This window comes from Streptomyces odontomachi, from assembly GCF_024435355.1.
GTDB lineage: Bacteria > Actinomycetota > Actinomycetes > Streptomycetales > Streptomycetaceae > Streptomyces > Streptomyces odontomachi.
Window position 1 is genome coordinate 1 of record NZ_JAMJWG010000003.1, and the last position, 20,479, is coordinate 20,479.

The 20,479-nt window shown below is 73.6% G+C and carries 19 protein-coding genes; 3 read left to right on the forward strand and 16 right to left on the reverse strand.

From position 1 onward, the window contains the following. The coding region (locus NQO67_RS07905; protein ID WP_255948509.1) for a hypothetical protein at positions 1–247 on the forward strand (247 nt) is incomplete at its 5' end. A 21-nt stretch (positions 248–268) separates the two neighbouring features. On the opposite strand, the gene NQO67_RS07910 is transcribed toward NQO67_RS07905, so the two are convergent. From NQO67_RS07910 to NQO67_RS07950, 9 genes are all read right to left on the reverse strand, one after another. After that, complete coding sequence (locus NQO67_RS07910) at positions 269–844, reverse strand: toll/interleukin-1 receptor domain-containing protein (protein ID WP_255948511.1); 576 nt, start codon at positions 842–844, stop codon at positions 269–271. A 195-nt stretch (positions 845–1,039) separates the two neighbouring features. Next, the gene (locus NQO67_RS07915; RefSeq protein ID WP_255948512.1) at positions 1,040–2,443 is read right to left on the reverse strand and encodes a zinc ribbon domain-containing protein; all 1,404 of its coding nucleotides are present in this window, start codon (positions 2,441–2,443) and stop codon (positions 1,040–1,042) included. Further along, positions 2,440–2,997 carry a phage tail protein gene (locus NQO67_RS07920; RefSeq protein ID WP_255948514.1) on the reverse strand — a complete coding sequence of 186 codons (558 nt, stop codon included), beginning with the start codon at positions 2,995–2,997 and terminating at the stop codon, positions 2,440–2,442. The genes NQO67_RS07915 and NQO67_RS07920 overlap by 4 nt, the downstream gene beginning before the upstream one ends. A gap of 70 nt (positions 2,998–3,067) precedes the next feature. Beyond that, the gene (locus tag NQO67_RS07925) at positions 3,068–5,026 is read right to left on the reverse strand and encodes a putative baseplate assembly protein (protein WP_255948516.1); all 1,959 of its coding nucleotides are present in this window, start codon (positions 5,024–5,026) and stop codon (positions 3,068–3,070) included. Beyond that, positions 5,026–5,469 carry a GPW/gp25 family protein gene (locus NQO67_RS07930; protein WP_255948519.1) on the reverse strand — a complete coding sequence of 148 codons (444 nt, stop codon included), beginning with the start codon at positions 5,467–5,469 and terminating at the stop codon, positions 5,026–5,028. The genes NQO67_RS07925 and NQO67_RS07930 overlap by 1 nt, the downstream gene beginning before the upstream one ends. A gap of 82 nt (positions 5,470–5,551) precedes the next feature. Beyond that, complete coding sequence (locus NQO67_RS07935) at positions 5,552–7,459, reverse strand: VgrG-related protein (protein ID WP_255948521.1); 1,908 nt, start codon at positions 7,457–7,459, stop codon at positions 5,552–5,554. Next, complete coding sequence (locus tag NQO67_RS07940) at positions 7,459–8,184, reverse strand: CIS tube protein (RefSeq protein ID WP_255948523.1); 726 nt, start codon at positions 8,182–8,184, stop codon at positions 7,459–7,461. The genes NQO67_RS07935 and NQO67_RS07940 overlap by 1 nt, the downstream gene beginning before the upstream one ends. A 52-nt stretch (positions 8,185–8,236) precedes the next feature. Next, positions 8,237–8,662 (reverse strand): phage tail protein, encoded by a 426-nt coding sequence (locus tag NQO67_RS07945; protein WP_255948525.1) that lies wholly within the window; start codon positions 8,660–8,662, stop codon positions 8,237–8,239. A 156-nt stretch (positions 8,663–8,818) separates the two neighbouring features. Then, a complete protein-coding gene (locus NQO67_RS07950) occupies positions 8,819–9,709 on the reverse strand; it encodes an extensin (protein WP_255949669.1) in 891 nt (296 codons plus the stop codon). Positions 9,710–11,867: 2,158 nt separating this feature from the next. On the opposite strand from NQO67_RS07950, the gene NQO67_RS07955 reads away from it, so the two are divergent. Beyond that, a complete protein-coding gene (locus tag NQO67_RS07955) occupies positions 11,868–12,086 on the forward strand; it encodes a hypothetical protein (protein ID WP_255948534.1) in 219 nt (72 codons plus the stop codon). Positions 12,087–12,247: 161 nt separating this feature from the next. Here the strand turns inward: NQO67_RS07955 and NQO67_RS07960 are convergent, their stop codons facing one another. From NQO67_RS07960 to NQO67_RS07975, 4 genes are all read right to left on the reverse strand, one after another. Beyond that, positions 12,248–12,406, reverse strand: coding sequence for a DUF6760 family protein (locus NQO67_RS07960; RefSeq protein WP_255948536.1), 159 nt, complete (start codon positions 12,404–12,406; stop codon positions 12,248–12,250). Then, complete coding sequence (locus NQO67_RS07965) at positions 12,403–12,930, reverse strand: hypothetical protein (RefSeq protein ID WP_255948538.1); 528 nt, start codon at positions 12,928–12,930, stop codon at positions 12,403–12,405. Before NQO67_RS07965 ends, NQO67_RS07960 begins: the two co-directional genes overlap by 4 nt. Beyond that, entirely contained in the window at positions 12,930–13,373 is a 444-nt protein-coding gene (locus tag NQO67_RS07970) for a phage tail protein (protein WP_255948540.1), read from the reverse strand. The genes NQO67_RS07965 and NQO67_RS07970 overlap by 1 nt, the downstream gene beginning before the upstream one ends. Before the next feature lie 86 nt (positions 13,374–13,459). Beyond that, positions 13,460–15,043: a phage tail sheath subtilisin-like domain-containing protein gene (locus NQO67_RS07975; RefSeq protein ID WP_255948542.1), complete on the reverse strand. Its 1,584-nt coding sequence runs from the start codon at positions 15,041–15,043 to the stop codon at positions 13,460–13,462. Positions 15,044–15,344: 301 nt separating this feature from the next. Here NQO67_RS07975 and NQO67_RS07980 point away from each other — a divergent pair, with 301 nt between their 5' ends. After that, positions 15,345–16,700 (forward strand): ricin-type beta-trefoil lectin domain protein, encoded by a 1,356-nt coding sequence (locus NQO67_RS07980; RefSeq protein WP_255948544.1) that lies wholly within the window; start codon positions 15,345–15,347, stop codon positions 16,698–16,700. Positions 16,701–16,793: 93 nt separating this feature from the next. Here the strand turns inward: NQO67_RS07980 and NQO67_RS07985 are convergent, their stop codons facing one another. The 3 genes from NQO67_RS07985 to NQO67_RS07995 all read right to left on the reverse strand — a co-directional run bounded on the left by NQO67_RS07985 (position 16,794) and on the right by NQO67_RS07995 (position 20,371). After that, positions 16,794–18,851: an ATP-binding protein gene (locus NQO67_RS07985; protein ID WP_255948546.1), complete on the reverse strand. Its 2,058-nt coding sequence runs from the start codon at positions 18,849–18,851 to the stop codon at positions 16,794–16,796. A gap of 28 nt (positions 18,852–18,879) precedes the next feature. Then, positions 18,880–19,557, reverse strand: a complete 678-nt coding sequence (locus tag NQO67_RS07990; protein ID WP_255948548.1) for a Pvc16 family protein — start codon at positions 19,555–19,557, stop codon at positions 18,880–18,882. Between the two features lie 151 nt (positions 19,558–19,708). After that, positions 19,709–20,371, reverse strand: coding sequence for a helix-turn-helix transcriptional regulator (locus NQO67_RS07995; RefSeq protein ID WP_255948550.1), 663 nt, complete (start codon positions 20,369–20,371; stop codon positions 19,709–19,711). Between the last annotated feature and the right edge of the window lie 108 nt (positions 20,372–20,479).

The following is a 20,479-nucleotide window of genomic DNA, read 5'->3' on the forward strand; positions in this document are numbered from 1 at the left end:
ACTCAAGCACATGGGCGTCCCCCAGGTGGTCAGCGGAGACGCGGAGTCGATGCTGAAGTGGCTGCCCATGCAGCGCGCCATGGACCTCGTCGACACGGCGATGCAGCGCGCGGGCCAGGGCGCCCTGACGCAGTCCACCCCGGACGCCCTCGCGGACGGTGCGCAGGGGACGGACGATCAGGGGACGGGGCAAGGGACGGGCCAGGGGACGGATCAGGGCACCGATCAGAACGGCGACACGGCATGAGGCGGCGCGCAGCGCAAGAGTTCACTCCCCCAGGCTGCGCAGCGCCTCCGCTATCTCGTCGACCCGCCGCTCGTACCCCGCACAGTCATGGGCCGGGCGGAAGTCCACGAAGTACCGGGTGGCGGCGAACTCCGGCAGCCTGACGTCCCCCACCACGACGGGGATGAACCGCACGCCGTCCTCGATCGACCGCTGCATCAGCGCGGCGTACTCCTGATCCACCCACCCGTTGCCCACCGATGCCGGGCTGAACACCAGCAATCCGTGGGTGGCCGCCCGGATCGCGGCCTCCACGGTGTGCACCCGGATGCCGCCCGGCCGGCTCACCACCTCGTCGTACGCCACCCTCAGCCCCTTCTCGCCGAGCCGCCCTGCGAACGTCCGCACCCACTCGGCGTCCTCGGGTCCGTACGACACGAACACGTCGTAGGTGCCGTCGCCCCGCGGGGTGGGCTGCTGCGCGGGTTGCTCCGCGGGTTGCTCGGAACGGGTCCGGCGCCGGGTGAGTTCGTTGCGCACGGCCACGTAGCCGAAGTAGGCGCTGATGACGCCGGCGACCGTTCCGATGATGCTGAGGACCAACCCGGTCGTATCCACAGCCTTCAGATTACTGTCGCGCGGGGTGGATTTCCGCAGTTGAGCCCGCTGCCCGGCGCAGCAGGGATCGAGATGCGCCCCCCAGGCGTTTCTGCGTGCCAGTCGACGACCTCCCTCTCTGAGCCTTTCCGCCACCCCGCCGGCCATCTACCGTGCCGCCGCCGTCGCTCCGGCGCCGTTGCCGCCCCGGTGCCGTCAGGAGGCGCCGGCGTTCGACGGGCCGAAGAACTCGATCTCGGCGATGGCCACCTGCTTCTTCTCCGAGGTGGCGTAGGCCGACTCGACGGTGAAGCGGACCTTGGTGACGTCGCCGAACCGGAACGCGCGGGTCTGGTCTCCGGCGCCCTGGTCGAGGATGAGTTCCTGGTCGACGGTCTTGCCGTCCTTCATGGTGATCGTGGCCTTGACGCGGTGCGGCAGGGCCTCTTCGGAGAGCTGGTCGGCGTGGGTGGAGACACCGGGTGTGATGACCAGGTTCAGCAGCCGGGTGGGCTCGTTGAAGCGGGCCTCGATCCACTCGCCCGTGCCCGCCTGCGAGACGCCGGGGCCCCACCAGGTGTTGTTGTAGGTGTCGAAGGCGAGATGCGGCTTGTGGCCCGTCCACGAGTGCGAGGCGCTGAACCCGTCGGGGACGACCGGCGCGCGCTTGGCGAAGTGGTCGCGGATGGCCTGTACGGCGGACGGCGCCTTGACGCCGGCGTAGATGGCCCCGGCGACCAGGACCGCTGCCACCACCCAGGTGACGATCCGGTCGAAGGTGCGGCGCATCCGGGGGCGGTCGCCGGCCCACGGGGTCGCACGGTTCCGGAAGTCCAGCATCCGGCGCCACCACGGGCGGCGCTCCGAAGTGGCCCGGTTCTCACCGGCCATCGGCATCGCGCAGCGGGCACAGAAGTGCCGGTCGGGACGGTTGGGGGTGGCGCACCAGGGGCACGGCGGGCCGTTCTCGATGCTCTCCTGAGGGCCGGGGACGCGCGTCTGGGGACGCTCGGCCTCCGGCCGGCCGGGGAGCACCGGGGCGACCGACGGGGTCGCGGCGACCCGCTCCTCCGGGTCGGCGACGGGAACCAGCAGGGAGCGGGCGCGGGCCGCGGCGTCGACCGCTTCGGGGGAGTCGGCGGCCGGCACGGGCTCGGTCGGGGCGGTGTCGCCGGATGCCGCTCCGGGCCCCTGGTCGGTGCCGTACCCGGGGGTGGAGCCGGCGTCCGCACCGGATGCGGCGGCGTGGCCGGAGCCCTGGTACGCGGCGCCTCCGGTGGGCCCGGCGGCCGGGCTGCCGGCGCCCGGTGGCATGGCCCCTGCCACGCCGGTGCCGCCCGGCGCGGCGGGCGCGGGCGGACCCGACGGGGCGGGGGCGGCAGCAGGGCGCTGTGCCGTTGTGCCCGGCGTACCGGTGGCCGCGGCGGGCGCACCGCCCGGGCCGGCCGCCGGTGCGGTGGTCGGGTTCCTTGTGCTGCCGTCGGCGTGCCGCTGCTCCTCCCCGGCACGGCTTCCGGCGCGTGCCGGTTCCGTCCAGCTCAGCACGGCTCCGCACGCGTCGCAGAACGCCTGGCCGGGTTCCGCCCGGGTGCCGCACTCGGGGCAGTTCTGGGTGGTCATCTCTCCGGGATCCTTTCGGCAGCGGTCACCTGGACCGAGTACGGCATGTGGGCGGGGCGGGCGGCCGCCACCAGGGCGTCCAGACGATGCTGGTCCGCGGGGCTCGGGTCGGGCAGGCTGATCGCGACGTGCAGCCGGGGCTGCGGGTCGCCGGGGAACGGGCCGAGCGGGCGGGCGCTCCAGGCGGCTCCGCCGCTCTCGGATATCTCCGGCTCCACGCCGAACGCCAGCCACACCGCGGCGGACAGGCCGCGCCGGGTGCCCCGGACCCGGTGCAGGTAGGCGGCGGCGGCCACCGCGGCCCGCAGCCGGTGCTCCGGTTCGGTGCCGTCCGTCTCGGCACCGACCCAGCCGGTGAGCCAGCGGGTGAAGTCGACGGGCGCGAGGGCCGGGTCGAAGTACGCGGGCAGGCAGTCGAGCACGTTCAGGATCGGCGCGATCACCTCGTCGAGCCCCGCCACGAAGCGCTGTGCGAGCTCGTCGTCGGCGAAGACCGCGGGCAGCATCATCCCGATCGGCGCGGACGAGCCGAGCCCGTCGATGGAGCCCCTCATCTGCCACCTCCCTGCAACGGCGACGGCGACGGCGACAATTCCGGCCCGGAACGGCGCGCGGTGCGGGGGTTCACGAGCCGTCTCCGATCACCCGGACGCGATGGTCGAAGGAGAAGACCAGGGACGGCGGTTGCAGGTCGATGCGGTCCGTGGCGTCACCGCGCTTGCCGGTGAGCGGGTCGGCGGGGTGCAGGGTGACCTGGTCGACGAGCTCCACGCCCGGCACCCGTTGCAGCACGGCGAAGACCTCGCCGGACTGCACGGGCCGGCCGAACGGCCAGCCGCGTCCGTCGGCGCCGCCGGTCAGCGGGTCGAGGTGGCGGTAGAGGGCGTCGTGGGCCTGGCGGCGCACCCGGTCGGTGTCGACGCCCCGGAAGGCGTGCACGGTGGCGACCACGGTGACGCCCTGGTAGTACGGCGGCCCGACCGCGAGCCGGGTGCCGATCAGCCGGCGCTCGTCCAGGTGCCGGGTGATGCGCTCCAGCAGGGCGTCACCGGGCACCAGTTGCTCGAAACGGAGCCGGCCGCCGGGGTCGGCGACGGCCTGCGGCACCACCAGCACCCGTACCGCGTACGACCCGTGCTCGTCCGCCTCGCCCTCCAGGCAGGTGATCCGGGCGGTCTCGGGGGCGGCGCGGCGGGCCAGCTCCTCGTAGTCCCGCAGGGTCACCGCGCGTTCCTGGGCGCGCAGCGTGATCGGTGCGCGTATCTTCGCCTCCGCCACCGTCTCACCGTCGACGCCCCCGCGTGCCGCCTCCCGGTTGACGACCTCCGAGACGAACGGGATGGAGGTGCGCAGCACCTGGACCGCGCCGCGGGCGACGTTGCCGGCCCGGCCGCCGCCGGTGCGGTAGCGGCGGGCGCGTATGACGGCGCCCTTGGGGGCGACGGCACCGTACTGGCGCAGGCTGCCGTCGGGTTCGCGCACCGCGGGGCCGAAGGCGATCTCGCCGGTGGCGGCGTCCAGGGTGAGATGCCGGTCGTTCGGTCCCGAGGCGGCGAAGTGCGGGACGACCTGCCAGTCCTGCCAGCCGTCCTGCTCGGCGGTCTGCAACAGCAGGGCCGGTTCGCCGCTGACGACGGGTGCGTGCGCGAGCTGCAACCGCTGTCCCGGCAGTCCGGTGGACTCGCCGAGCGCCTCGTCGTACACGGTCTCGGCGTGCAGCGCCGGGGCGGTGCCTCCGATCGTGCAGGCGTCGGCCGACCGCACCGTCGGCGAGGTGGTGTAGAAGGGCTGGCGGGGCAGCGGCTTGGTGACCCGGCAGCGCAGCCAGCCCGCCTCCTGGCCGCCGGAGCGTGACAGCACATGGCCGCCGGGCACGTGCAGCACCACCTCGCCGGGGCGGTTGAGGCCACCGGTGCCGTCCCGGTCGACCTCGCAGGCCTGCCAGCCGTCCTCCGTCCACGCCTCCCACACGAGCGGCGGCTGCCGGGGGTCGACGCCGACACCGTCCACCCGGCTGTCCAGCTCCAGCGCCACCGCGCAGTGCGGTACGGCGGCGGTGAGACCGAGCAGCATGCAGTCGCCGGGCTGCGGGGACTCGGCGAAGCAGAGCAGGTCCTTGCCCTCGGCGATGTCGGTGGTCCGGTCGGCGACCGGCTGCCCCTGGTGCTGCACCACCAGGTACCTGAGCGAGCTGGGCACGACGGACAGTTCGCGCTCGGTGGCGAAGACCACCGCCTCCTCGCTCTCGGTGCGCACGGTGGCGATCTCGGTGCCCACCGGCAGCAGGACGACCTCCTCCTGCGGCGCCGACAGCCAGAACGTGATGTCGGTGCGGGCCGCGGAGGGCGGGAAGAGGGTGATGCCGACCAGGTCGAGGAAGGCCAGGTGGTTCTTCTCCGGCACCCGGTTGAGCCGGTACACGATCTGGTCTGCCATGTGGGCGACCGTCTCGACGAGCGTGATGCCCGGGTCGGAGACGTTGTGGTCGGTCCACTCGGGCGCGCGCTGCTGGATGTAGCGCTTGGCGTCGTCGACGAACTGCTGGAAGCGGCGGTCGTCGAGGTTGGGGGAGGGCAGGGCCATCAGCGGTCGCTTTCGGGGGAGGTGCCGGTGCCTTCGGGCAGGTCCGGCTCCTCGTGGGAGGGGATGATGTAGAAGGGGAAGACGAGGCTGCGCGGGTTGTTCGTGCCGCGGATCGAGTAGCGCACGTCGATGTAGAGCACGCCCTGCTCGGCGCCGGCGGTGACCTCCACGTCGGAGACCTCGATGCGCGGCTCCCAGCGGTCCAGGGTGGCGTGCACCTCGTACTGGATACGGCCGGCGGTGGCCTCGTTGACCGGGGCGAACACCAGGTCGTGGATGGCGCAGCCGAACTCGGGGCGCATCGGGCGCTCGCCCGGCGCGGTGGCCAGCACCAGCCGGATGGCCTCCTCGATCTCGCGCTCCCCGCTGACCAGCGCCATGCCCCCGGTGGGCCCGATGCGCAACGGGAACGCCCACCCGGAGCCGACGAACTGCTCGGACATCAGATACCCACCGTCCCTTCCGCGTGTTTCGAATGGTTCGAGTCGTGCCTCAAGGCGGCCCTCACGGCGATCTTCATGTCGGTCACAGCGGCGGATACGGGATTCCGTTGGCGGTGAACATGCCCATGACCGGCACGGAGACGGCCCGAATGCCCACGTTGGCGATGGAGGTGAGCTGGATGCTGCCGCCCGCGGTGACCGAAGCGGCGCCCACCGCCTTGAGGTTGAGGGCGCCGATGGCGTCCAGGGTGACCGCGCCGGTGAGCGACTTGACGTTGACCATGCCGCGGCCCTCGATGTCGAGCATCCCGCCGCTCTTGATGGTCAGCTTCCGGGCCGCGCTGAGCGTGAGGTCCGTGCCGGCCTCCACGGACACCGCCCGGCTGCCCTTGATGCTGACCGTCCCCTTGCTGTCGACGGTGATCTCGGTCTTGGTGCGGTCCAGGTGGATGGTCAGCTTGTTGTCGCCGCTGGCCAGCCGCACCCCCTGCTTGCGGCCGCCGGTGCTCTGGCTGAGCAGGTCCACGCGGTTGCCCTCCCGGTCGGACAGCGTGTGCCGGGCCGACTGGCGGCGCGCACCGGCGTTGTGCAACGGCACGTCCTTGACGGGGGTCGGGACCCACTTGTTGTTGTAGAGGCCCCCGATGACGTACGGATGGTCCAGGGCGCCCCGGTCGAAGCCGACCAGCACCTCGTCGCCCACGTCCAGCGGGAAGATCGAGCCGCCGGTCTTGCCGCCCCACTGCATCACGCGCGTCCAGTCGCTGATGTAGGCGTCGTCCAGCCACGGGAACCGCAGCTTCACCCGGCCCTGCTTGAGCGGGTCCTGCACGTCGGTGACCTCCGCGTTGGCCACGCCGGGCAGCCTGTTGCCGCTCTGCGTGCCACCGCCGGAGGACAGCCCGTACAGCGAACGCCACTGCCGTCCGCTGACGGTGATCCACGCCTCGTAGTGCCGCCCGTCGCCGAAGACGTGCCGCACCGACGTCGCCGTGTACTTGCCCTCGAAGGGCGCACCGACCTTGGCGAGGGTGACCGGCACCCCCGGTCTGAGCTTGGGGTTGCCGCGCGCCACAACCTCCAGTTCGGCGAACGAGGAGGTGATGTCGTCGGCGAGCGCCTTGGCGGCGGTCTTCGCCTCCGCGGGGCGGTCGTAGGGCGTGCGCGCGTCGACGAGTTTGGCCTTGCCGAACACGCCGCCGGCCTGGCCGGGTGTGGTGCCGATGGTGATGCCGGGGTTGGTGGTGGCGGGCGCGGTCTCGGCGATCTTCTGCGCCTTGGTGACGTCCCAGCCGCGTGCCTCGACGGTGCCGACCTGCTCGGCCGCGGTGACGGCGGCCCGCAGCTTCAGGATGTCGTTACGCGCCTCCAGCACGAACGGACTCCTCTCGCCCGGCGTGCTGGCCGGCGGTGCGCCGGACGCCGGGTCCGGCTTGACGAACTGGAACTTGCCCTTGGCGTCGACGAACATCACCATCTCGTTCTCGTCGGCGAGCCGGGCGAGGAAGTCCCAGTCGGTGACGTTGGCCTGGCTGATGAACTCGTAGACGGGCTTCGTCGGCTCGATCTTGCCGATGGGCACGCCGTCCATGCCGGCCAGCCTGCGGGCGATGTCGGAGGCGCTCTGGTTGCGGTAGGGGGCCACCCGGCGCTGCCGCATCAGGCGGTGGCCGCGGTCGTAGCCGCGGATCACGGTGAACGTGCCGGTGCCGTCGTAGTCGACCTCCAGGCCGGTCACCTCGCCGGTGAACAGCGGGTCGCCCTTGCCCTTGCCGTCGGCGATCGGGGTGATCACCACCGGGGTGCCGAACCTCACGCCGAGACCGCTGAGGATCAGCCGGTTCGGGTCGCGGAAGGTGAGCCGGAACGCGGCCGGCACCCCCATGCCCTGGTCGACCCAGCCGTCCACCAGCAGCGGGGCGTAGTCCCGCGGCAGCTGCTGGCCGCCGATGGTGATCTGGATGATGCTGGAGAAGGCGGACTGCACCATCAGCCACGCACCTCCTCGGACGCCGGCAGCACCAGCTCGATGCCGGTGGGCAGCCGGGTGGGGTCGTCGATCCCGTTGGCCTCGGCGATCGGGCGCCAGGCGGACGCGTCGCCGTACTCGCGCCAGGCCAGCGACTGCAACGAGTCGCCGGCCACCACCCGGTGCACGCGCTGCGCGGTCAGCGCACCCGACGTGGGGTTCTGCCCCTTGGTCTTGCTGGGGATCTCGTGCAACCGCACCTGGCAGGTGGCACGGATCGGCACGCCCGTCGTGCCGAACAGCGTGTAGTTCGCCTCCACGCTGCTGACGTAGGCGGTGAAACGGGCCGTGGAGAACGACCCCCACTGGAAGACCACCCACGGCGGCGAGGGCTGCTTGACCGCGATGCTCTTCGCGGTCACCTCGCAGCAGGCCATCAGCGACTCCACCTTCTTCAGCACGTCGTTGCTGCCCGGATCGTCCGAGCGGTCCAGGAAGATCTCCACGGTCATCTCGCGCGGCTCGGGCCCCATGAACTCCGGCACCGAGCCGTCCCGCACCGCCGCCGTCGGCGTCACCTTCCACTCGGCACGGCGCCCCAGCGACAGCTGGGACGGGTTGAAGTCGAACCCGAACGACTTGATCAGCCCACCCGGCGTGGTGCTCGTGCCCACCGGCGGCTCGTGGATCGCGAGGGTGGCGCGTACCAGGCTCTTGCCGGCACCGCCCTTGCTCCCCTTGGCCATGACAGTCCTTCCTCTCCCCTGTTTCAGCCCGTGAGCCGTCGTCAGTCCGTTGTCAGTCCGTGAAACCGTGGTGGGTGATCTCCAGGACCTCCGTGGCGACGCCCGGACTGGCCGGGTCCAGGGACGGCCCCTGCCAGCTGACCGGCAACACGTCGATCAGCCCCCAGCGTGCGACCTCGGAACCGTCCGCGCGCAGCGCCGCGATCTGGGCGGTCGGCCGCGTCACCCCGGTCGCCACGGACGAGATCCACTTGGCGACCTTGGTGGTGTCCGGGGTGAGCGGCCGGGTCAGCCGGATCGTGGAGAAGGTCACCCGGGAGGGCAACTGCCAGACGAAGCCGTTGTTGCCGCCTTCCTGACGGTGCTCGATCTCCACCGTGGACGACAGCCCCTCACACCCGTTGAAGTAACCGAGGCTCTCGCCGTCGATGGTCAGGGTGAAGAAGATGGTGGAGCCCGGGTCGAGATCGCTGGGCATCGAGGGACCTTTCTTCGGGCCGCCCGCACCTGGTGCCGGGTTCGTCGGGTGCCGGGTGCGGTTCGTCGTCTGCTGCTGTGGTGCGTGGTGCGCTGTCCGTGGTGCGTGGGACGTGGCGCGCTGTCCGTGGTGCGGTGGGTGTCGCCTGTCGTGCGGTCAGTTCCTGGGGTCGCGGAGCCTGCCGATCCGCTCCCGGTCGAGCCGTAGTTCGGTGCGGAGCAACCGGGTGATCCGGCCGGTGAGCCGGTGGGTCAGCTCGTCCAGCTGGAAGTCGGTCAGGGCACGGGGGTCGAAGCCTCCGCGGGAGGCGTCGGGGCGCGCGGTCGGCCCCGCCCCCGCACCGTGCCGCGCGCCCTGGGGCGGCGATGGGTTCGGAGGCGGAGCCGTGGACTTGGACGTGGTGGAAGGAAGGGGCGCGGCTCTGCGCTGAACCGTCGGCGACCCCATGGTCGGGGGCGGCGGTACCGGCAGGGCGGGAGGCGCCGGGGTGGCGGCGGGCGGAGTGGTGCCGGCGGGCCGCGCGGGGAGTGCCGTCGACGCCGGTGCCGGCAGGGGCAGACGCTGGACGACGGAGGTGGCGGAGCCGGCGGCGGGCTGCGGGGGCGACGGGATGCCGGCGGGTGCCCCGGCGCCCGTGCGCCCGGGGGCGGCGGAGGCCCCGGCGCCGGGGCGCGGGTGCGCGACCGGGCGCGCGTCCCCGCCGGGCGCCGAGCGTCGCAACGCCACGGCGGGCGCTCCCGCGTTCGCGCGCCGTTGGACGGTGGGCGGGAGCAGCGGCGCAGACGAGGGGGACAACGGGGACGAGGTCGGGGGCGAGGGCGGGTTCAGCGGCGACGTCGGCGGCCGGCCGGTGACGGCGATCGGCGGCGGCGTCCGTAGCACCGGCGCCCCGGGCCGGTCCGTACCGGCCGCGGCGAGCCCGGGCGGGACGGTGGCTTGCGGCGTCGGCAGGGGCGGTGGGGTGGCGCCGGACGCGGACGGTACCGGACCGCTTCCGGGGAAGGGTGCCGGCACGGGCGCGGTGGGGAGCGCAGGGGCGCGCTGCACGCCGGTCACCGGCGCGGGAACGTGCGGAACACCCGGTCCGGGCACGGGCGTCCCGGTCGGCGCGTTGGTCGGGAACCCGGTCTGAACGGTCGGGAACCCGGGCTGAGCCGACGCCGCGCGGGAAGCGGGAGAGGGCCCGGCAGCCGCGGGGGCGGCCGGCTGGACCGCAGGGTTCCGGGATGCGACGGCTCGCTGCACGGCACGCGGACCGCCCGGCGCACGAACACGCGGACCGCCCGACGCACCGAGCGGCACCGCGTCCGCAGGACGACCGGCGAGGGGCGCCCCGAGCGGCGAACGTGCACGCACCGCGGCGCCGGCGGAGGAAGGCGGGGTGGGCGTCGCGGGGCGTACCGGTGTGGGGGTGCTCCCCGGGCGCGCGGTGGCCGGGTCCGCAGGGGTGCGGGCGCCGGTGCCCGGTAGGGCGGTGCCAGGGGTGAGCGGTGCGGGCGGGGTGGAAGGGACGGAGGGTGTGGCGGACGTGGCCCGTTGGACGGGGGCAAGGGGGGCTCCGACCGTGCCGGGCACCGCGGATGCCGTTCCCGGACGGCCTGCCCCGGTGCCGGCACCGGGGGCGATCCCGCGTGAAGTGGGCACTCCGAGGCCACCGCGACGCCGCACGGACGTCGCACCAGAGGTGCTTTCCCGGCTGCTCGGCACGGCATCAGGGGAGGTCGACGATGCGGTGGCAGGGCGCAGTTGCACGGCCGCGGGCACCCCCGTCGCGCCCCCGGACACGCCCCGCGTTCCGGCAGGGGTCGCGGAACCGCTCCGCCCCGTGGGCTGCCCAAGCCCGCCGGCGGTCGGTGCGGCTCCGGCTCCGGCTCCGGACACGGGCTCAGAGCCGACGGCTGCCGTCGACGTCCTCGGTGCCATCGGTGCCGTCGGTGCCGCTGGCGGTGTCGTCGGCGCCACGGGTGTCGTGCGGGCGGACGGGGCCGGTGGTGTGGTGGCAGCGGAACGGGGGGACGGGCGGCCGGACGGCGTCGATCGCTGCACGCCGACCGGGGACGGGCCGGACCCGGCGGCCGGGCCGGCAACACCCCCCGGGCGGGGCGAAGGGCCACCGGACCGGGGTGAAGGGCCATCAGGGCCCGACGCCTGCGTGGTGGCCCGGGGCGCCGGAAGGCCAGGGCCACCGGTGGGCGCCTGCGGGCTCGCCGGGCCGGTGGCCGGGGACTGCGATCCGGGGTTCCCGGCCGCTCTGCCACCGCCCGCATCGGGCGCCGGCACGCGGGGTGGGGGCGAGCCGGCGCGTCCCTCGGCCGCGCGCTGCACGCTCCGTCCGCCCCCTGCCGGCCCCGGAGAACCGGAACCCGCAGGACCGGAACCCGCGGAAGGCGCAGGTGCACCGCCGCCACCGGAACGGGCGGAACCCGTAGGTGCGGGTCCGGGCGCGGCGGACGTGGCCGGCGGGGTCGTCCGGGGCCCGGAGGCGGGCGCACGGCCGCCGGGCGCCGGCGTGACCGGTGCCACCGCCGGGCCCGTGGACTTCCGTTCGGGTGCCGGCACACGTGCCGGCGCGGGGCTGCCCGCGGGTGTCACAGCGCGTCCGATCGCCCGGGTCGTCCCGGACGTCCCGGTCGCCCCGGGACCAGCCGCCTGCGTACCGCCCTGCGGAGCCTGCGTGCTCCTTCCCCGCGGGGTCACCGCACGCTGCACCGGCCGCCCGTCGGGGCCGCCGGTGGGCCGGGGCATCACCACGGCCGCCTGCTGCGACCGGCCCGACGAACCCTGGCCGACCGCAGCGCCCTTGCCAACCGCAGGCCCTTGGCCGGTCTGCGCACCCGGACCGGCTGCCGCTCCCCCGCCCGGCTCCGAGCCGTCCTTGCCGTCCTTGCCGTCCGCGCCCCCGGTCGCGCGAGCGGGGGGTGCCGGAGCGGCGGTGGGACTGGCGCTGGTGGGACCGGCGCTGGAGGCACCGGACGGGAGCCGGGCGGGCAGCGTGCGGCGTTGCGCGGGGACGGGCGCGGACCTGGTCAGCGGGACCGGGGCGGGGTCTGGATGCGGGTGCGCCGGGGACACGCGGATGCCCCGCGCCGGAAGCGCGGGGGTGGCCGGTGGGGGTGCTGGGGACGCGGGGTCCGGCCCGGCCGGTGACGGGGCGCCCGACCGGACCGGAGCTGGGGGTTCGGGAGCCGTCGAAGGGTGTGTTGACGTGGACAGCAGGGTTCCGGCGGGGCCGCCGCGTGCCGCGTCCAGGACGGTGTGCGGGACCGTGCCGGTGAAGGACGGGTTCTGCCAGGTGGCCAGCCGGCTCCCGAAGCCGGCGTCGGCGACGCCTGAGGCGCCGCCGGTCACCGCCCGCTGGATGGGCGGCATCGTCGACCAGGCGGCCCGGACGACAGCGGGCGGACCCGCCGCACCGCCGGCCTGAGCACCGGGCACCGTGGCCGCACCGCTCACGCCGCCGGCCGACGCGCCCTCACCTGCGTCGACCGACCGGTCACCCGTACCGGTGCCCGCCGTACGCGACGGCGCACCCTGCGTCGCCGAGCCGGCGCGCGTGCCCCGGAAGCGGTCCAGGAACCCCATGTGTCAGCCCTCCGCCCCGCCTCGGGACACCAGGGCCGCTATGTGGTCCGCGTAACGGCGCCGGTCGTGGTGTTCCAGGTCCAGGATCTCCGCCTGGCTCCAGTGGAAGTGGTAGGCGACGTACGCGATCTCCTCGTGCAGCCGGTCGGTCGCGTACGTCACGATTCCCCCAGGCGGCTCCCGCCGAGTTCCACTTCGAAGGGCTCCGAGCAGTGCGGGCACTCCACTTCGGCGCGGGTGTGGCCCTCTGCGTTGATCTGGCGGTAGAAGTCCTGGAGGAACGCCAGGTCGGAGGCGAACATGTTCTCCACGATGCCGTCGTGCACCATCGCCAGCGTGCCCAACCGGGTGATGACCCGGCCGAGCAGCACCACCGACAGGTAGGCGGGGTTCTCCTGCACCCGGACGTCCCGCAGCGGCACCAGCTCGTCGCGTGCGGTGGACAGCCGCATCACGCCCTCGCGGTGCACCGTGCCCGACTCGTCGACGTAGCCGCGCGGCAGCTCGAAGGGGAACTCCGTCTGGAGGCGCTGCGCCGGCAGCGCGGTCGGCGCGCCGAGGGCCGGCGCGCCGACCGCGGGGCCCGGAGCCCCGCCGGGGGTTTGCGGGGCCTGCGGCACCCCGTCCGACGGTGCGGACGGCGACGGGACGGGCCCGCCCGCCGTCCGAACAGTCGTACGTCGCATTACTCGATGACCAGTTCTTCGAACGTGATGGTCACCGTCTCGGTCAGGGTCGACGCCTCACCGGCCTTCACCGTGCTGGTGTCGATCTTGCTGCACCAGGCGTTGCGCATGTTGTACCGCTTGACCGGATTGTTCTGGTAGTCCATCACCATGATCGTGGCGTTCTTGCGGGCGGAGCCCATGGCGCCGTTGACCGACTGGGTGATCCACTGGTTGAAGGCCGCGGACTGCGTCATGCCGCGCACGACCGTGCAGGTGCCCGCCTTCTTGGTGCCCGGCATCTTCTTGGTGACCGGCTTCCCCTGCGCCGAGACCTGCTGATACTCGATGACGTCCTGTTCCAGGCTGAGGCCGCTGACCTCGGCGAGGTACTCGACCATCACGCCGTCGATCTGGAGACCGAAATTATGTGAGGTGAGGGCGTCACCCGGCTGGAGACTCATGTGTTGGCCGTCCTTCTTGCTGTCCTGCTGGAGTGTTGACGGGGGCGGTTGGCGCCGTTACCGGAGAGTGGGCCGAACGAAAGGCCCTACTCCTCCAGTTCGCCGTTGCCGCTGGAGAACTGGGCCAGCCGGAAGATCACGAACTCGGCGGGCTTGACCGGTGCGATGCCGATCTCGCACACCACCCGGCCGACGTCGACGGACTCCGCCGGGTTGGTCTCCTCGTCGCACTTGACGTAGTACGCCTCCTCGGGGGTGGCGCCGAAGAGGGCGCCGCTGCGCCACTCGCTCACCAGGAAGGCCGAGATGTTGCGCCGGATGCGGGCCCACAGCGCGTGGTCGTTCGGCTCGAACACCACCCACTGGGTACCGGTGAGGATGGACTCCTCCAGGTAGTTGAAGTACCGGCGGACGTTCACGTAGCGCCAGGCCGGGTCGGAGGAGAGCGTGCGCGCGCCCCAGACCCGGATGCCGCGGCCCGGGAAGGCGCGGATGCAGTTCACGCCGATCGGGTTGAGCAGGTCCTGCTCGCCGCGGGTGATCTGGATCTCCAGGTCGACGGCGCCGCGCACCACCTCGTTGGCGGGGGCCTTGTGCACGCCGCGCTCGGCGTCGTTGCGGGCCCAGACGCCGGCGACGTGGCCGCTCGGCGGGATCAGCCGGGACTGTCCCGAGGCCGGGTCGAAGGACTTGATCCAGGGGTAGTACAGGGCGGCGTACTTGGAGTCGTAGCCGGCCGTCTCCTGGCGCCAGACGCGGATCTGGCGGGCGTTCAGGCCGGGCGGCGGGTCGATGATCGCGACCCGGTCCCCCATCAGCTCGCAGTGCGCGATCAGGCCGAGCTGGACCGCCTTGACGGCCTCCAGGTCGATCACGCCGCGCTGGTAGGCGGCCATCAGGTCGGGCACCGACACCATGGACACCTCGTCGACGGCCTCCAGGCCGCCGAAGCCGGTGCGGTCGGCGCTGTCGCCGAGGTACTGGGCCGGGCCGGCCTGCGCGGGGGCGGCCTCGCCGGCCGGGCCGCCGGGCGCTGCGGCGGACGGCGCGGCCAGCGTCACCGTCTGGTTGTCGGGGCGGGCCAGCTGGCCCGACGGGGCGGCCTCGGCCACCGTGATGAGCTTCGAGCGCTCCTTGACCTGGGTGACGACGTAGGCGCGGTTGCCCTTCTTGGCCGTCACGTCGAAGGTCTCGACGGCCTTGTCGCCGTCCTTGACGATCAGCTTGAAGCGCTCGGCGGGCCCCTCGCCGTCCGGGTCGGCGACCTCCACGCTCAGCGGACCCTGCTGGCCCGCCGCGGTGGCCGTCACGGTGAACGTGCCCAGCTGCTTGGGCTCCCCGGCGGGCAGCGCGGCCTGGCCGGACGAACCGGTCAGCGCGGCGGCCTCACCTGCGGCGCCGGCCGCGGCGCCACCGACCCGGACGACGTACGCGGCGGTGCCGCCGTTGTTGAAGAAGCCGTAGACGGAGTGCGCCAGGTAGTACCCGTCGGTGAAGTCACCGAAGGCCGCGACGTACTGGGTCCAGTTGGTGACCAGGGTGGGCTCGTTCAGCGGGCCGGTCGGGGCGAGCCCGACGAAGGCCGCCACCGAGGTGCCTGCCCCCTCGATCGGGCGGGAGCCGCTGGCCACCTCCTCGACGTATACGCCGGGCGACAGGTAGGACGGCATGCGCGGTATCTCCTCGGAGTACGAGTCAGGACACCCCCCACCATCACGCGTGCGGGGTACCTGCCGACACGTCCCGCGGTGCCGTACCGGGGGCACCGTCGTTGCCCCCAGGGGCAAACCGGTGACCTGTGGTGCGTCGGATACGCGTGTCGACGCGGCTGCCGGGTCCGCCGGCCCTGCCGATGTGCCGGCGGTCCGGCGGGGCGAGCGGGTACCCGGGCAGGCGAGGGGGCTGTTCGGGCAGCCGGGGCTGCCCCGTAGCCTCCTGACGGTACTTCACACGCCGCGTAGCGTCCGTGTGGTGACTCTTTGGACTTCGCTGGAGCCCGCCTCCGCCACCGTCGACCCCGGCAACAGCACGACCGTGCGGCTGCGGCTGCGCAACACCGGGGACATCGTCGAGGAGTACCGCTTCGAACCCGTGGGTCCTGTGGCGCCCTGGACGACCGTGGAACCGCAGACCCTGCGGCTCTACCCGGGTACGACGGGCACGGTGGAACTGACCTTCGCGCCACCGCGCACCCCCGACGCGACGGCGGGACCGAACCCGTACGCGGTGCGGATCACGCCCACCGAGCACCCGGACGAGGTCACGGTCCCCGAAGGAGTCCTCACCGTCACGCCGTTCACCGAGCTGCGTGCCGAACTCGTCCCGCCCACCGTGAAGGGCCGCTTCCGCGGCCGCCCCAGGCTCGCCGTCGACAACCTCGGCAACAGCCGGCTCACCGCCTCGATCAGCGGGACCGACAACGGCGAGAACCTGGCGTACGAGCTCCGTCCCGGCAACGTCCAGATCGAGCCCGGCCGCGCCGCGTTCGTGGACGCCACGCTGCGACCGCGGCAGACGATCTGGTTCGGCTCGTCACAACAGCGGCCGTACTCGATGCTGGTGCGGCGCTCGGGTGTGCCGCCGCTGACGGTGGACGGCACGTTCGTACAGCGCGGGTTCCTGCCGCGCTGGCTGATGACGGTGCTGAGCCTCGTGGTGGCGCTGGCGATCGCGTTCGTGGCGCTCTGGCTGGCCTACAAACCGCGGGTCGACACCCGCGCCACGGAGAAGGTGGCGGCCGGCAGCAGCGCGCTGCCCAGCCCGCCGCCCTCGAAGGAAGCGGAACCGCCGAAGGACAACACCCCCTCACAGCCCCCAGCGGGTGGCGGCTCCGGCCAGACGACACCCCCTGCCGGCGGCGGGGGCGGCGGCGGATCAGGTGGCTCCGGCGGGGGCGGCGGCGGCAACAAGGGCGGCAGCGGCACCACGCAGCACAAGCCGGCCCCCGGCGTCCTGATCATCGGCGACGGGTCGAACCGCTGCGTCGACGCCACCGCCCAGGGCAAGGACGGCACCCAACTCCAGATCCGGGACTGCAAGGGTTCGGACAGCCAGAAGTGGGACTTCCGCCCGGACGGCACGGTGCGCTCGCTCGGCTACTGCATGGACGTCGCCTGGGGCTCGTCGGACGACGGCGCGCACATCCAGATCGCCCGGTGCAGCGGCAACCCGGCCCAGCAGTTCGTGATGAGCCAGGCGGGAGACCTGGTCAACCCGCAGGCCAACAAGTGCGTGGACGTCATGGACAACAAGACAGCCAGCGGCACCAAGCTCCAGCTGTGGACCTGCTCGGGCACCCCCAACCAGAAGTGGCACACCCAGGGATGACCCGGTGACCCCGACGGCGTGACCGTCCCTTGACCCCGACGGCGTGACCGCCCCTCGCCCGCGGAGGCCACCGGCCCTCCGCGGGCGCTGCCGTTACCAGGTGGCTTCGCCCGGGACCAGCCGGCCCGCCTTGCGGTACTCGCGGCGGGCCCCTTCCAGCAGGTCGTCGGCGCCGACCGGTTCGTCACGGCCGGCGGCGAGGTAGGCGGCGGTCACCACGGCGCTGCGGATCGATCCGCCGGCCAGCTCGAACTCCCGCGCCAGTGGCGCCGGGTCGATGTGGTCGGCGCACGGGACGTGGATCAGGCCGTGCCGCCACAGGGCCAGGCGCTGGTCGACGTCCGGGAACGGGAAGTCGACCACCAGGTCGAGCCGCCGGGTGAACGCCTCGTCGATGTTGGCCCGCAGGTTGGTGGTGAGCAGCGCGATGCCGTCGAAGGACTCCAGCCGCTGGAGCAGGTAGGCGCTCTCCATGTTGGCGTAGCGGTCGTGGGAGTCCCTGACCTCGGAGCGCTTGCCGAAGACCGCGTCGGCCTCGTCGAAGAGCAGCACGGCGTCGGTGCGGTCGGCCTCGGTGAAGATGCGCTCCAGGTTCTTCTCGGTCTCGCCGATGTACTTGTCGACGACCGAGGACAGCTGCACGACATACAGGTCGAGCCCGAGTTCGGCGGCGACGACCTCCGCCGACAGGGTCTTGCCGGTGCCGGACTCGCCGGCGAAGAGACCGAGGACGCCCCGGCCCCGCCCGCCGCCCGCGCTGAGCCGCCAGTCGCCGAGGACCCGGTCACGGTGCCGGGCGCGCAGGGCCAGTTCGCGCAGCTGGGTCAGCGGCCGGTCGGGCAGTACGAGGTCGGCCCAGCTCACCGCGGGCCTGATCCGGCGGGCGTGCTGTTCGAGGCCCGACGCCGACTGCTGCCGGGCGGCGAGCCGCACGTGCGCCGCGCCGAGCGGGACGCCCTCGAACGCGGCGAGGCCACGGGCGGCGCGCGCGGCGCGCCGCATCCGGTCACCGCCGAGACGGTACGGGGCAACGGCCGTGGCCAGGTCGAATCCGGTGGCGTCAGGGCCCAGGGCCGCCGCCCACGCGGCCGTGCCGCCCGCCCGGAGCCGTGGGGCCTGGAGGACCAGCGGATCGGGTGCGCACCACTGCGGGTCGTACGGGCGCCGGTCCGCCAGCAGCACCGGCACGTCCGGCGCCGCGGCGAGCGCCTCGAGCAGCGGGCCCGGCTGCCGGGGGAGATCGGTCAGCACGATCGCCCGGCCGCCGAGCCGGGCCTCCCGCAGCAGTTCGGGGATGTGCTCCTCGGGACCCGAGAAACGCAGGGCGTCCCTTTTCGCGGTGCTCAGCGCTGCCGCGATCCAGGCCAGGCCGTCGCCCTCGCGGTGCTCGCGCAGGTAGACGGTGGACGGGCCCTCGTGGAGCCGGGCGGCCAGCCGGTGGACGAAGTCCGTGCCGTCGGTGTCCGGCAGTGGCTCGGGCAGCGGGTGCAGGTGTCCGTGCAGCGCGGCGTCCGGGGTGTCGTCGCCGAGCAGATGCGCGATCAACCGGTCGGTGACGTGCAGCGGGCGCCCGAGGAAGGGGCGTTCGGGTTCGGTCACCTGGAGCAGGCCGAGGGTGCGCAGCGGCGCGGTGGGGTGGAAGCGGGCGCGGGCCGCCGCCGTGTGCGCGGGCAGCCCGCACAGGTCGAGGGCGAGCCCCGTGGTGGCCCGGCGCCGGCTCACGTCGTCGTTCAGATAGCCGTACAGCGACTCGAAGGTGCGGTCGAGGTCCGGGGCGACGGCGATCAGCAGGATCGCGGTGTCCAGCTCCGTCAGGCCCAGCCGGACTGCCAGGTCGGCCAGCCGGTCGCCGGACCCGAGCGCGGCCGTCCCACCCGCGAGGTCGGCCGGCCCGCCGTCCCCGGGGGTGGCCGGACCGTTGTGCAGCAGGTGCTGTACGGCGTCGTCGGACAGGTACAGGCCGCGTAGCGGGTCGGCGGCCGTGGGGTCCCCGGCGGTGCGTCGCTCGACCAGCGCGGCGACCCGCTCCCGCAGCCCGGCCAGCCGGGCGAGCAGCGGACCGCCCTGCTCGTCCACCGGCGTGCCGGCCGGGCTCCCCGCCGTCTCGTCGGGGGCGGCGGCGGGCGACGGTGTGGTGGACGGAGCGGTCATCGTCGGTCCTGTGGGGTGCGCGAGGGGGTCATCGTCGGTCGGTGCGCGCCGCCGCGGCCTCTTCGCGGGCGGCGCGGGCCGCTGCCACCTGGTGGGGCCGGTGGGCGCGCTCCCCGTCGTGGGGCGGGTCGCCGTCCAGGCCGCCGACGCGGACCGCGGCGCCCTCGGTGACCGGCGGCCCGGCGTCGTACTCGGGGTACGCCGGGAAGGGCGCGGTCACCACCAGGTCAAGGGAGGGCTTGAGTTCACCGCCCAGCGCTGACCAGATCTCGGCCAGGGAGCGGGATTCGGTCTGGATGCCGGCGACCGTGAGGGGCACCGCGAGGCCCAGCTGGCCGAGCGCGCCGGGGAGTTCGCCGGCGGACAGCAGCTCGCGCGGGATCAGCGTGGCCAGCACCGCCGACAGCAGCCGGTGTTCGTCCTGCGGCGTCTTCGTCCAGGCGGTCACCAGATACGACAGCCGGAACCAGCGCGGTGGCTGGCGGCGGCGCACCACCACGTCCCGTTCGTCGCGGATGGAGACCTGGCCGCGCTGCCGACGGGCCACGTCCTCGCGGATGTCGTACAGGTAGGTGTTGATCACGGGTGCGTTACGCCGGGCGGCCCAGTCGCGGGTGGGGGCCTCGAAGGAGACGTCGATGCCGGAGCCGGCCAACGCGCCGCCGCCGATGAGGTTTTTGAGGACCTCGTCCACCTCGTGGATCACCGTCGCGCTCCCGCCCTGCCGTATCGCCGGCGCCGCGTGCTGCCGTGCCGGTGTCGATGGTGCCCTGTGTGGCGCCCGGGACGCAGGCGCGCCGGGGTCGGTGGCCGGGCAGAGCCTGTTGCCCGCGTGTTCGCCTTCGTTGCCCTTCCGGTCAGATGTAGCCTTCCCTTAGGGCATAGGCGACAGCGTGCGCCCGATTGCGCAGGTGCAGGCGTGTGGTGAGGCCGTGCATGACGTTCTTGACGGTGCGTTCGGAGTAGGACAGCTTGCTGGCGATCTCCCCGGTGTCGAGTCCCTCGGCGACCAGTCGTAGGACGTCCACTTCGCGGGGCACGAGGCCCAGCGAGGGGGCGCCGGGTTGTGCTGCCGTGCCGCGGTGCAGTGATCCCACCTGGCTGATGAGCCGGCCGAGCAGGTCGCGTGGCAGGTCGCCGTCGCCGCGTGAGGCGGCGAGCACCGCCTGCACCAGCCGGTGTTCGGTGGCCTCGCGGCGCCAGACGATGGCGCCGACGCCGCATCCGATGACGTCCAGCAGCTCGTTCTCGCGGATCGTGCCCACCACGAGCACGGCGCGGGCGCCCTCGCTGCGCACGATCCGGCGCAGCCGGGTGAGTGCGGCCTCGTCGAGCGTGTCCTCGATCAGCAGGGCCACCGTGTCGCGCCCGAGCTCCTCGTGGAGCTCGATCTCCGGGTGCCGGCGCAGCTGGCTGACGGCACCCTCGCGGGTGATCGGGTCGGGTGCCTCCACCGTCACGGGTATCCGACGCCCGGTGCCGGTGGTGCCGGCGGCTGTCGTCCGGGGTGTGCTGAGCAACCCTTCCCCCCATGGTCGCGGGCTCGCCAGCAGACGAAGACCGATTGCGGATGAACGTCCTTTACATTCCTTCGCCGATCACGGCACGCGCAATCGTGGAGGACCACG